Here is a 13,072-nt window from a genome sequence, read left to right as displayed (position 1 = left end):
ATGACGCCCGAGATAGCGCTGGGTTTATTCGCCGATGGACTTTATCTTACCGTGTTGATGGTGCTGGTTATTGTCGGCCCCAGTCTTGTGGTGGGGCTGGTGGTGAGTATGTTTCAGGCGGCCACCCAGATTAACGAACAAACTTTAAGCTTTTTGCCTCGGCTTATCGTTATGCTGATCACTATTATGATTGCCGGGAACTGGATGGTGATGGAGCTTATGGACTTGTTCAATCGCTTGTTCAACAGCATCCCCAACTTGATAGGCTAATCGTGGAGCCTCTCGTTCTGTCCGATGCCCAGCTGTCCCAGTTTATCGGTCAGTATCTCTGGCCGTTTATTCGTATCGGCGCCTTGTTTATGGCCGCGCCGATTTTTGGCGCGCGAACGGTTACAGCGCGGATTAGAATCTTATTGGCGCTGTTTGTTACCTTGCTAGTTAGCCCCATGTTACCCAGTCCGCCGCCTGTAGACTATGTCAGTGTCGAGGCGTTTTTGCGGGTGCTTAATGAAGTGCTGATCGGTCTCTCACTCGGGTTTGCTTTTCAGGTGGCACTGCACATCTTTGTGCTCGCGGGGCAGTTGATCGCGATGAAGATGGGGCTGGGCTTCGCCTCCATGAACGATCCCAGTAATGGCATTTCAGTGACGGTTCTTTCGCAGTTTTACCTGCTGCTGTCCACCGTCCTGTTTCTTATTATGAACGGTCATCTGGTAATCATCGATATTATTGTCTCAAGCTTTACCAGTCTGCCTGTGGGGGGAGCCGGGCTCAGCGTAGAGACTTTTATTGAGATAGCTTCGCTGGGTAGCTGGATGTTCAGTGCCGCGCTGGTGTTTGTCTTGCCGGTTTTCACGGCGCTTTTAGTGATCAATATGGCCTTTGGGGTCATGAATCGCTCCGCGCCACAAATCAACGTGTTTACCGTTGGTTTTCCCATCACTCTGATCTTTGGGCTGCTGTTTATGTGGATCAGCCTGATGGCGTTTTTGCCGTATTTCCGCCAGGTATTTGATGATGCGGCGTTGATCGGCCAGCAGTTGATGAGGCTGCCCTGATGGCCGAAGATAACGACAGCAGTCAGGAAAAAACAGAAGAACCCACGCCCCGAAAACTGGAAAAGGCGCGTGAAGATGGGCAGATTCCCAGGTCTCGGGATCTGACAACCACCTTTATATTGCTGGCGGGTAGCATTGGCCTCTACGTGTTTGGCCAGCTCATCAGCCTGAGTATGCAAAACCTAACGATTAATAACTTCACTTTGGCCCGCGCCGAGGTGTTTGACACCAATGCGATGTATGCTCATTTGGGCAGCTCATTTTATGAAGGGCTGATGTCCCTGGTGCCCTTGTTGTTTATGCTCCTGGTGGCTTCTATTGTCGGACCCATTGCGTTGGGTGGCTGGTTGCTCAGTGCCAAGGCGATGGCGCCAAAATTCAGTCGCATGAACCCGCTGGCGGGTCTCAAGCGAATGTTCTCAGTCAAGGCTCTGGTTGAACTCGCCAAGTCTCTGGGAAAAGTGGCTGTGGTCATGGCTGTGGCTATGTTTGCGCTGTTTTTTTGGCAGCAAGACATGCTTCAGCTGGCGGCCGAGGAAACCCGGGTGGGTATTGTGGAGTCGCTGCAGATCAGTGCTTACGCCACCATCGCGATGTCCGCGGTAACGATTTTGATCGCGGTGATCGATGTACCTTTTCAGATGTGGGATCACAGCAAAAAGCTGAAAATGTCCCGCCAGGAAATCAAAGATGAGCACAAGGACACTGAGGGCAAACCCGAGGTCAAGGGACGTATTCGACAGTTGCAAAGGGAAATGGCGCAGCGGCGCATGATGTCCAAGGTGCCCGAGGCGGATGTGGTTATTACCAACCCTACGCACTACTCGGTGGCTCTTAAGTACGATCCTGAGAACATGGCAACACCGATATTGTTGGCCAAAGGGGTAGATCATGTCGCCTTGAAAATTCGGGAAATTGCCAAAGTCAATGACATCGATATTATCCAGTCGCCGGTTCTGGCGCGCGCTGTTTATCACACCACCGAGATCGACGATGAAATCCCTGCGGGCCTGTACATGGCAGTTGCACAGGTGCTGGCCTACGTCTTCGGGCTTAGAGCCTACCGGCGCGGGCGCGGCGATAAGCCGCTTTATCCCCGGGACATCAATGTGCCCAGGGACATGCGCTTCGACGGATGAGGGGTTCGGGCCCAAAGCGTTGGGCGAGGGTCTAAACGCTCAAACCCATTGAGCTAGGCATTCCCCCTCTGGCTGTCCCCCTTGAGCGTTTGCGCGAAAAGGTTTTGACTCTCCAACCGCTTTAGGTACGGTTCTTGCGATACGCCTCCTACACAACGACAGGCGTCAAAAAACCGTACCTCTATGGCACTATCTTTCGGGCAACTCAATAAGACCAACAGCAAAGCCGCGCTCTTGCAGCTCAAAGGGGTAGGCCAAGGCAATATCGGCATTCCTATCTTGCTGATCATGCTGCTCGGGATGATGATTCTTCCCATGCCCGCGTTTATGCTGGATGCCTTTTTCTCGTTCAATATCGCCCTGTCTATCGTGGTGTTGTTGGTGGGCGTCTACGCATTGCGCCCGCTTGATTTTGCGGCTTTCCCCACGATTTTGCTGGTGGCGACCCTGCTCAGGCTCGCCCTGAACGTGGCTTCCACCCGTGTGGTCTTGCTCAACGGCCACGAGGGCGGGGACGCGGCGGGTAAGGTGATTCAAGCCTTTGGTGAAGTGGTGATTGGCGGCAACTACGCTGTCGGCTTGGTGGTGTTTCTGATTCTGATGATCATTAACTTTGTGGTGGTCACCAAGGGTGCAGGGCGTATCTCCGAGGTCAGCGCCAGGTTTACCCTCGATGCCATGCCGGGCAAACAAATGGCGATTGATGCCGACCTGAACGCGGGCTTGATTGATCAGGATGAGGCCCGACGCCGGCGCGAAGATGTCGCCAGCGAGGCCGATTTTTATGGCGCCATGGACGGTGCCAGTAAGTTTGTTCGCGGTGATGCCATCGCCGGTATTTTGATCCTGGCCATCAATATCATCGGCGGTCTGGGTGTCGGCATGGTGCAGCACAATCTGGAGTTTGCCGATGCCCTGCAGAAGTACATTCTGTTGACCATTGGTGACGGCCTGGTGGCCCAAATTCCCTCGCTTATGCTGTCGACCGCCACGGCCATCCTGGTGACACGGGTCAATACCTCGCAGGATATGCGCGCGCAGGTGATGTCGCAGATGTTCGACTCTCCCAAAGCCCTGATTATTGCCGCGGGAATTTTGTTCATCATGGGCGTTATTCCCGGTATGCCCCACATTGCCTTCCTCGGCCTGGCGGCGCTGTGTGCCGCGATCGCCTACTACATTCACTGGCGCAAGCAGCAGCCCGAGGCGGTGGAAGACGACTACTTTCCCAAGGGCGTCCGGCCGGGCACACCGGTCAATACGGGGGCGGCAGCGCCCGCTCCGACTAAAGCGGCTCCGGCCGGTGCTGCTTTGCCGCCGGGCGAGCCGGCAACGGAGCTCAACTGGGACGACGTTCAGCCCGTGGATGTGATCGGCCTGGAGGTGGGTTATCGCCTGATCCCCATGGTGGACAAAAATCAGGGGGGCACTTTGCTCGGTCGCATAAAAGGCGTGCGGAAAAAACTCTCGCAGGAGATGGGTTTTCTGGTGCCCACCGTGCACATTCGCGACAATCTTGAGTTGGTACCCAATGGCTATCGCATCAGCCTTATGGGCGTCACTGCTGCCGAGGCTGAGATTCACCCGGAGCGGGACCTGGCCATCAACCCAGGGCAGGTCTTTGGCGATCTCGACGGCATCAAGACCAAGGACCCGGCCTTTGGTTTGGACGCCATCTGGATCAGTAGTTCGCAGAAGGAGCAGGCCCAGACTCTGGGTTACACCGTCGTGGATGCCAGTACTGTAGTGGCGACCCATCTCAACCAAATTCTGCAGCAGCACGTGCATGAGCTTATTGGTCATGAAGATGTGCAGAAGCTGCTGGATATGTTGGCGAAGACATCGCCCAAGCTTGTCGACGAACTGGTACCCAATACCCTTAACCTGAACACCTTGCTGAAAGTGCTGCAGAATCTGCTTCGTGAGCGCGTGGCTGTGCGCGATATCCGCAGTATTGCCGAAGCTTTGGCAGGGCAGAGCGGCAAGAGTCAAGATCCCGCCGCTTTAACGGCCCTGGCGCGTGTCGCCCTGGCCCGACAAATTGTCCAGGGCATCAATGGCACGGCGCCGGAATTGCCGGTTATCACGCTGAACCCACAGCTGGAACAGCTATTGCTAGGTACCGTACAGCAGGCACAAAAAGCTGGCGCTGATGACAGTGCGTTTATTGAGCCGGGGTTGGCGGAGAAGTTGCAAAAATCCTTGGTGAGCGCTGCTCAAAAGCAGGAGATGGCGGGTAAACCGCTGGTGCTCTTAGTGGCCGCGCCGCTCAGATCGATGCTGGCCAGGTTCTGTCGGCACAGTGTTCCGGACATGCACGTGTTGGCTTATACAGAAATTCCGGATAACAAACAGATTACGATCGATGCCTCAGTATCAGCCGATCGCTAGGGTGTAAGGGGAGATTGCTATGCAGGTGAAACGTTTTGTGGCCAAAGACATGCGCCGGGCTTTGGAGCTGGTGCGTCAGGAACTCGGCGAAGACGCCATCATTCTCTCAAGTCGTCGGGTGAAAGAGGGGGTCGAGATTCTTACCAGCGGCGGAGCACCCGCCAGTGCCGTGGCTCCGGCCGTGTCGGAAAACGCCAACACCGCAGCGCCATTTGCCGCCGAGGCCTCTCATAAATTGGGCAAATCCGGAGCCGATATAGCGGCTGACATTGAACTTGCCAGTCGCCGTCTGGCCGCCAAGCAATTGACTGAGGCCTCCGCCGACGAATTCCTGCGCGATAACCAGGTGGTGAATGCCGGTATCCGCGTTCAGGGGCACAGCTCTGCCGAGCACGCCCCGGCTAGAACCCAGTCGGCCGCAGAGCGCTATGGTTTACTTGAGACACCCGCGCCAGCTGCGGTTACCACCGCCAATGCCAGCAACGATATTGATATGCTGCACGAGGAAATCGCCCAAATGCGGCTGTTACTCGAAGAGCAATTGGGGCGTTTGGGCGCCAGCCCTCGTGGACCGGGTAAAGCGCAGCTCAGTGGTATTGGTCAGCGGCTTGAAAGATTGGGCTTCTCCGAGCGAGTATGTCGGGCGGTACTGAAAAAGCCCCTGTCTCACCGCCTGGTGGCGAAAGCTTGGCCCGAGGCCATGGCGCGAATGGCTAAGGCTGTGCCTGTGGCCGGTAAGGATGTGACCGCCGCAGGGGGGGTCTTTGCGTTCGTCGGCCCCACAGGCGCGGGCAAGACCACTACCGTCGCTAAGTTGGCGGCGCGCTATGTTATGAAACACGGTGCCGATAAGGTTGCGCTGGTGACCACCGACACTCAGCGACTGGCGGGCCACGACCAGCTTCGCTCCCTGGCTCGCATTCTTCGCGTGCCGCTGCGGGTCGTGGATGCAAATAACCCACTGCCCAGCGTTTTGCGCAGTTTGCGCCGCTGTGAGCTGGTGCTCATCGATACCGCGGGCATGCGCCATGGCGACCCGCAGCTAAAACAGCAGATGCAGCAGTTGGCAGGTATTGCGCGTATTAAGTCCTATTTAGTACTGCCCTCCAACAGTCAGCCACAAATGCTCAAGGCAGCCGTCCATGCCTACCGTGAAGCAGCCCTTGAAGGTTGTGTATTGACCAAGCTGGATGAAACCGCCAGTCTAGGAGAAGCGGTAGATTGCGCCATACAAGCAAGGCTGCCAATAGCCTATACTACGCATGGGCAGGATATCCCGGAGGATATTGAGCTTGCCCGCGGCTATCAGTTGATCAGTCGGGCCGCGCAGCTGGCTCAGGCCGCCGCAAGTGCCCGTAAAGCTCAGGGTTAATGGCAAATCCAGGGCGTAAGGTTACGCCAGTACCCAGAGCCCGTCGGGCCGGGTCTGTAGAGAGAGAGTTCGAATGAGTCAAAGTCGCCCCGTACAGGTTATCGCCGTCTCTGGAGGCAAAGGGGGAGTCGGTAAAAGCAATATCTCCGTGAACCTGAGTATTGCGCTCGCCCAGCTGCGCCGCCGGGTGGTATTGATGGACGCCGACTTGGGCTTGGCCAATGTCGATGTACTTCTGGGTATTTCACCCAAATACACCCTGGCGGATGTGCTCGCTGGGCGTTGTACCCTACAAGAAGTGTTGGTTACCGGTCCGGGCGGCATCAAAATTGTGCCGGCCGCTTCCGGGGTGCAGCGCATGGCAGAGCTGAGTGCGCAGGAACATGCAGGGCTGATCAGTGCCTTTAGTGAACTCAGCGAACAAGTCGATGTATTGGTCATCGATACGGCGGCGGGTATTTCCGACACGGTAGTGAGTTTCGTGCGCGCGGCAAACGAAGTGCTGGTGGTGGTGTGCGATGAGCCCTCTTCAATCACCGACGCCTACGCCCTAATCAAACTACTCAATAAAGAATACGACCTGCAGCGCTTTCGTGTGGTGGCCAACATGACTAGGACCGCCAGTGAAGGGCGGTTAATGTTCAATAAGCTCAATACGGTCTGTGAGCGATTCCTCGACGTTAGCTTGCAGTACGTTGGCCAGGTGCCTTTCGATGAAACAGTGCGCAAGGCCATTCAGAAGCAAACGCCCCTGTTAGAATTCGCTCCCAATTGCAAAGCGGCGCAGGCGCTTCGTGAGCTGGCCGAGAATGTCGATCGCTGGCCTTTGCCCTCGGCCCCTACCGGACGTTTGGAGTTTTTCGTCGAGCGACTGCTGCAGGCGGCGGGCTCGGAGTACTGATCAATGAACGCGGCAAACGGGTTGGCTATGTACACTGAGACAAGAGCACAAGCTAACACCATCGAGGTGGAAGAGTACGCTGGTTTGGTTAAGCGCATCGCTCATCATATGATGCTGCGTATGCCGGCCAGCGTTCAGGTAGATGATTTAATCCAGGCAGGAATGATCGGATTGCTGGAGGCCGCGCAGAAGTACGACGGCTCCAAAGGTGCAAGCTTTGAAACCTACGCCGGGATCCGAATTCGCGGTGCGATTGTCGATGAGATGCGCCGTGGTGATTGGGCGCCGCGCTCGGTACACCGCAACGCCAGGCGGGTGAGTGAGGCCCTTGGCCGAGTCGAGGCGCGCGAGGGTCGCGACGCCGAAGACGCGGAGGTCGCCGCCGAGCTGGGTGTGGGACTGGACGAGTACTACGCCATGCTACGTGACACCAATTCCAGCCGCCTGTTCAGCTATGAAGAGACCTTTGCCGACGACGCCAGCGCATCTTTGGCCGGCGAGGGCGACGAATTTGCCAACCCGCAAGAGGGCTTTACCCGTGAAAGCCTCAAGCGATCGCTCAGCCAGGCGATAACTCTGCTGCCCGAGCGAGAAAAGCTTGTCTTGGCTCTGTATTATGATGAAGAGTTAAACCTCAAGGAAATTGGTCAAATTTTAGGCGTAAGCGAGTCCCGGGTGAGCCAAATCCACTCGCAGGCCGCCAGCCGCCTGCGAGCCAAGCTGTCTGACTGGACGCTGGGCGATTGACCCGGGGCGCAATTCCCAGTAATTTTCCAGCTCGGTTCGGCTGGACCTAATTTGTATGTAGCCTGCTGGCACTGGATTCACAGCCGCCAGCGGCTAGACTAAGAGTTAAACCATACTTCCCTGTTTGGGGTGAGACGGAGGCAGCATTGGATAAAGATATGAAGATTCTCATTGTCGATGACTTTTCGACAATGCGACGGATCATAAAAAACCTGCTTAGAGATTTGGGGTTTAGCAATACCCATGAAGCGGACGACGGGGTCACCGCTTTGCCGATGCTGAAAAGTGGGGGCTTTGATTTTCTGGTGACCGATTGGAATATGCCAGGAATGAGTGGCATCGAGCTACTCAGGGCCGTCCGTGCCGATGAAAAGCTGGCCTCTTTGCCGGTGCTGATGGTGACGGCGGAAGCCAAGCGCGATCAGATTGTCGAGGCCGCACAGGCTGGCGTCAACGGCTATGTGGTTAAGCCGTTCACCGCTGCCGCACTCAAGGAAAAAATAGAAAAAATATTCGAGCGCGTCGGCTAGACTTCCAGAAAAGAATAAGGCACAACAATGACTTCGGAAAAGCAAGAGCACGACAATAACCTGTTTGTCAAAGAGCTGCAGGAGAGTGCCAGCCTGCTGGTCGAAAAGCTTCAGGGGAATGACTTTGCTGAAGCTTCCAAGCTGATACATTCGATTATTGAGTCGCGGGACAAACACTTGTATCAGTCCGTTGGTCGCTTGACTCGCGGCCTGCATAACGCGATCGTCAACTTCAATGTCGATGGCGATTTCAGTAAGGAGCCGCCGGACATTGAACGATCAGAAATTCGCGATGCTTCCGATCGTCTCAAGTACGTTATCGAGCTCACCCAAAAAGCCGCCGATAAAACCATGGATATGGTAGAAGAGGCGGCGCCCATTGCCATGAATTTGGGGCAGGAAGCCAACAATCTTCGCAACGAATGGACCAGGCTCCAGAGCGGGGACATGAGCGCCGAGGAGTTCCGCACGCTGTACACCCGCATGGAAGATTTCTTGGCGCAAATGGAAAGCGGCACCGAGCAGCTTGGCAAAAATCTCCAGGAAATTATTCTCGAGCAGGGTTTTCAGGATCTCACCGGGCAGGTGTTGAAGAGGGTGATGGGCTTGATTGCCGAGGTCGAGCAGGACTTGGTCAGTCTGGTTCGAATCGCGGGCCAAGTGGAAGAAATTACAGGTTTGCATGTCGAGGCCGATAGCGAGGGTAAGGCCCGCGTCGTCGATAACGGTCGCGGTGAAGGGCCACAAATCAATACCCAGAAAGACGATGTGGTCTCCAGTCAGGACGAAGTGGACGATCTGCTCTCCAGTCTCGGATTTTAGAGGATCAGTGCATGGGTTTCGGTGATGATGAAGACATTCTTCAGGACTTTCTGGTTGAGGCTGGAGAGATCCTGGAGAACCTCTCCGAGCAGCTGGTCGAGCTCGAGCGCAGGCCCGACGATCGCGACCTGCTCAACGCCATTTTTCGCGGTTTTCACACGGTAAAAGGCGGTGCAGGCTTTTTGCAGCTCACCCCCATGGTGGAGTGCTGCCACGTCACCGAAAACCTGTTTGATATTTTACGCAACGGTAAACGCGAAGTGACCTCGGAGTTGATGGATGTTGTGCTCCAAGCTCTGGACGTTGTAAACCAGCAATTTGAACAAGTGTCCCACCGCGAAGAGGTGACACCACCGTCTGCGGAGCTGATTGCCACCCTCGAGCGCTTGGTCGCCTGTGAAGATTTGCAGGAGTCACCGGTAAATCAGGTGTCCACGACGGAATCAGCGGCTGCTAACACCGAAGCGGGGCCAGGAAAAATTCGCGGCGGCAGCGATATGACCGACGACGAGTTCAGTGATTTACTGGACGCGCTGGCCGGTGACACACCATCGCCTTCCTCTCCAAAAGCCGCCGGAGCCAGCGAAAGCCCAAGCTCCGCGGGCGATGATATTTCCGATGATGAATTCGAGGCGCTGCTCGACAGCTTGCACGGGGAGGGCAAAGCCCCCGGTGTGCCGACGAATACGAAAGCGCCGGTCAGTGATGACATCAGTGATGACGAGTTTGAAGCATTGCTCGATGAGCTTCACGGCAAAGGCAAGGGGCCGGGCGGGGAAGCTTCTGCGCCGCCCCCTGCTAAGCCCGCGGCCAAAGAGCCGGCAAAAGCCGATAAAGCGGCTACCGGAAGTGATGAAATAACCGACGATGAGTTCGAGGCTCTGCTGGATCAATTGCACGGTAAGGGTAAGGGGCCGGCACCCGCAGCCACAGCGCCGAGCAATACGCCGGCCAAGCCGGCGGCCAGTTCTGGGGCGCAGAAAAGCAGCGATGCGCCCACTCCCTCCATGAAAACCAATACGCCGCCGGTGAAAACCCGCCCCGAGCGTGAAGGCGGAGCGCCGGCACAGGTGGACACCACCGTTCGGGTGGATACGCAACGCCTTGATGAAATCATGAACATGGTCGGTGAGCTTGTGTTGGTGCGCAACCGTCTGGTTCGACTCGGCGACAGCGCCCAGAACGAGGCGCTGAGCAAAGCTGTTGCCAATCTGGATGTGGTTACGGCCGATCTTCAAACCTCCGTTATGAAGACTCGGATGCAGCCCATCAAGAAAGTGTTCGGCCGTTTTCCGCGAGTGGTGCGCGATCTCGCGCGCAATCTGAAAAAAGACATCAACCTTGAGCTTGTGGGTGAAGAGACCGATCTCGACAAAAACCTTGTCGAGGCGCTAGCCGATCCCTTGGTGCACCTGGTAAGAAATTCCGTCGATCACGGAATCGAGTTGCCCGAGGTGCGCGAGGCAAAAGGCAAGCCTCGGCAGGGCCGGGTGGTGTTGGCCGCAGAGCAGGAAGGTGATCATATCCTGCTGTCCATTACCGATGATGGCGCGGGTATGGATCCTGAGAAGCTCCGGCAGATTGCCGTGGATAAAGGCGTATTTGACGCGGACACTGTGCAGCGCTTATCCGATACCGAGGCGTTTAATTTGATTTTCGCTCCGGGTTTTTCCACCAAAAAGGAAATCTCGGATGTATCCGGCCGCGGTGTGGGCATGGATGTGGTCAAAACCAAAATCACACAGCTTAATGGCTCGATAGAAATCCAGTCGACTTTGGGTGAGGGGACACGTTTTAACATCAAGGTACCTCTTACCCTCGCGATTATGCCCACCTTGATGATCATGCTGGCAAATCAAACCTTTGCTTTGCCGCTGGTGAGTGTGAACGAGATTTTTCATATGGACTTGCGTAAGTCCCATATTGTCGACGGGCAAGAATGTGTGGCTGTGCGCGATCAGGCCATTCCCATCTTCTATCTGAAAAATTGGCTCGTCCATGGTCAGCGAGTCAGTGCCAAGAGTATGGGAGAAGGGCATGTGGTGATTGTCACCGTCGGTACCCGCAGGGTGGGTTTTGTGGTGGATCAGCTCATAGGCCAGGAAGAGGTGGTTATCAAGCCACTTGGGAAAATGCTGCAAGGCACTCCCGGTATGGCTGGTGCCACTATTACGGGCGACGGCACCATTGCGTTGATTCTCGATGTGCCCAGCCTGCTCAAACATTACTCGCGCGGCGCCTGAGACCGGTTGGCTAAACCAGCAGACAATGACTCCGTTTGAAGCGGTATTGATGGGAGAGAGGGCATGCCCGTACGGGTATTAATCGTCGACGATTCGCATTTTTTTCAGACCCGTCTAAAAGACATTATTGGGCAAAATGCGAGCCTCCAAGTGGTCGGGGTCGCCAGTAATGGTCGCGAGGCACTGGATAAAGTCCGTGAGCTGAAGCCGGACATCATCACCATGGATTTTGAAATGCCGGTGATGGATGGTGTGACCGCTGTCAAACATATCATGGCCGAGCAACCCACCCCTATCTTGATGTTTTCGTCTCTGACCTACGAGGGTGCCAGAATCACCCTCGACGCCCTGGCGGCGGGTGCCTTAGATTTTATCCCCAAGGATTTTGCCGAAGTCTCGCGCAATTCAATCACTCTTACGCAAAAGCTGCACGAGCGGTTACTGACTCTGGCGCGCAAGCCTCAGGAGGCCGCCAAGCCTGCGCCCAAAGTCACTGCGCCTGAGGTTGACTTTATCAAGCCGCCGCCGCGGCCTATACCCAGGCGCAGCGCGGTCAAGCCCAAACTGGTTATCATTGGCGCTTCCACGGGTGGACCCGTGGCGCTGACCGATGTGCTGACCAAGCTGCCGCGCAATTTTCCTCTGCCATTACTGCTGGTGCAGCATATGCCAGAGAACTTTACCAAGGCGTTTGCTGAGCGACTCAACAAGCAGTGTGCCATTGAGGTTCGCGAGGCTGTCGATGGTGACCAACTGCGTCCAGGGCTGGCGCTTTTGGCACCAGGCGGCAAGCAAATGATGTTGGATAAACGCGGCAACGGTGCTGTTAAAATCATGCCGGATGATGCCCGTGTGAACTACAAGCCGAGCCTCGACATTACCTTTGGTTCAGCGGCTAACTGCTATGGTGACCGAGTCCTTGGCGTTGTTTTAACGGGTATGGGGTCGGACGGCTGCAAAGGCGCTGAGCTACTCAAGCAGCGCGGTGCGCAAATTTGGAGCCAGGATCAGGCCAGCTGCGTTATCTATGGCATGCCCATGGCGGTGGCCCGAGCTAAGTTGACCGATCGGGTATTGCCGCTTAAAGACATCGGTCGGGCGATTTCTGACGAGGTGGGCTGATGGACTTACTCAGCATCATCGGTGTTATTCTCGGGTTTGCCGCTATCATCGGCGGTAACTTTATTGAGGGGGGATCGCTCGGCTCTCTGGTCAATCTGCCGGCCGCGGTTATCGTGCTCGGCGGTACCATTGGCGCGGCCATGTTGCAGACGCCCAAGGATTGCCTGAAGCGTGCAATGCGCCTTTTTCGCTGGGTATTTCGCCCGCCCCATATCGACTTTCACGCGGGTGTAAACAGGGTGACCAGTTGGTCTGTAGTGGCCCGCAAAGAGGGGCTTTTAGGTCTCGAGCGTTTGGCCGAAGAAGAAAAGGACAGTTTTGCACGCAAAGGGCTTGAGCTTTTGGTGGATGGCAATGAACCCGATGCGATTCGCCGGGTGCTTGAAGGCGACATGATTTTGCAAGAGCAGCGCAATATGGATGCGGTGCGGGTGTATGAGAGCATGGGGGGCTATTCACCGACTATTGGCATTATCGGCGCGGTGATGGGGCTGATTCACGTCATGAGTAATCTCGCCGACCCGGAGCAACTCGGCCCTGGTATTGCGGTGGCCTTTGTGGCGACGATTTACGGGGTGGCTCTGGCCAACCTGTTCCTTCTTCCTATCGCCAATAAGCTCAAGCAGTGTGTGGATCGCGATTCGCGCTACCACGAAATGCTGATTGAAGGGGTGATGGGCATTGCGGATGGGGAGAACCCCAAGGCCATCGAGGTTAAGCTCAGCGGTTACTTGACCTAGGGGGTTC

12 protein-coding genes are annotated in these 13,072 nt (G+C 55.9%); all 12 read left to right on the top strand.

What is annotated here, in order from left to right:
- The 12 genes from fliQ (at position 1) to QWI16_RS10345 (ending at position 13,065) form a co-directional block, all read left to right on the top strand.
- Entirely contained in the window at positions 1-270 is a 270-nt protein-coding gene (gene fliQ / locus QWI16_RS10400) for a flagellar biosynthesis protein FliQ (RefSeq protein WP_302712918.1), read from the top strand.
- A gap of 2 nt (positions 271-272) precedes the next feature.
- Positions 273-1,058 carry a flagellar biosynthetic protein FliR gene (gene fliR / locus QWI16_RS10395; protein WP_302712916.1) on the top strand — a complete coding sequence of 262 codons (786 nt, stop codon included), beginning with the start codon at positions 273-275 and terminating at the stop codon, positions 1,056-1,058.
- Positions 1,058-2,197, top strand: coding sequence for a flagellar biosynthesis protein FlhB (flhB, locus tag QWI16_RS10390; RefSeq protein ID WP_302712915.1), 1,140 nt, complete (start codon positions 1,058-1,060; stop codon positions 2,195-2,197). The genes fliR and flhB overlap by 1 nt, the downstream gene beginning before the upstream one ends.
- 183 nt (positions 2,198-2,380) lie before the next feature.
- Entirely contained in the window at positions 2,381-4,588 is a 2,208-nt protein-coding gene (gene flhA, locus QWI16_RS10385) for a flagellar biosynthesis protein FlhA (protein ID WP_302712914.1), read from the top strand.
- Between the two features lie 19 nt (positions 4,589-4,607).
- A complete protein-coding gene (gene flhF, locus QWI16_RS10380; RefSeq protein ID WP_302712912.1) occupies positions 4,608-5,960 on the top strand; it encodes a flagellar biosynthesis GTPase FlhF in 1,353 nt (450 codons plus the stop codon).
- 73 nt (positions 5,961-6,033) lie between these two features.
- Positions 6,034-6,861 carry a MinD/ParA family protein gene (locus QWI16_RS10375; protein ID WP_302712910.1) on the top strand — a complete coding sequence of 276 codons (828 nt, stop codon included), beginning with the start codon at positions 6,034-6,036 and terminating at the stop codon, positions 6,859-6,861.
- A gap of 3 nt (positions 6,862-6,864) precedes the next feature.
- The gene (locus tag QWI16_RS10370) at positions 6,865-7,608 is read left to right on the top strand and encodes an RNA polymerase sigma factor FliA (RefSeq protein ID WP_441294559.1); all 744 of its coding nucleotides are present in this window, start codon (positions 6,865-6,867) and stop codon (positions 7,606-7,608) included.
- Between the two features lie 146 nt (positions 7,609-7,754).
- Positions 7,755-8,138, top strand: a complete 384-nt coding sequence (gene cheY / locus QWI16_RS10365) for a chemotaxis response regulator CheY (protein ID WP_302712908.1) — start codon at positions 7,755-7,757, stop codon at positions 8,136-8,138.
- Between the two features lie 27 nt (positions 8,139-8,165).
- Positions 8,166-8,960 (top strand): protein phosphatase CheZ, encoded by a 795-nt coding sequence (locus QWI16_RS10360; protein WP_302712906.1) that lies wholly within the window; start codon positions 8,166-8,168, stop codon positions 8,958-8,960.
- Positions 8,961-8,971: 11 nt separating this feature from the next.
- Positions 8,972-11,203: a chemotaxis protein CheA gene (locus QWI16_RS10355; RefSeq protein ID WP_302712904.1), complete on the top strand. Its 2,232-nt coding sequence runs from the start codon at positions 8,972-8,974 to the stop codon at positions 11,201-11,203.
- 63 nt (positions 11,204-11,266) lie between these two features.
- On the top strand, positions 11,267-12,325 hold the full coding sequence (locus QWI16_RS10350) for a protein-glutamate methylesterase/protein-glutamine glutaminase (protein ID WP_302712903.1): 1,059 nt from the start codon (positions 11,267-11,269) through the stop codon (positions 12,323-12,325).
- Positions 12,325-13,065 carry a flagellar motor protein gene (locus QWI16_RS10345; RefSeq protein WP_302712902.1) on the top strand — a complete coding sequence of 247 codons (741 nt, stop codon included), beginning with the start codon at positions 12,325-12,327 and terminating at the stop codon, positions 13,063-13,065. Before QWI16_RS10350 ends, QWI16_RS10345 begins: the two co-directional genes overlap by 1 nt.
- The last annotated feature ends 7 nt before the right edge of the window (positions 13,066-13,072 follow it).

Source organism: Gilvimarinus algae, assembly GCF_030518215.1.
GTDB lineage: Bacteria > Pseudomonadota > Gammaproteobacteria > Pseudomonadales > Cellvibrionaceae > Gilvimarinus > Gilvimarinus algae.
The sequence above is the reverse complement of the archived record's forward strand: the minus strand, read 5'-3'. Positions and strand labels throughout refer to the sequence as shown.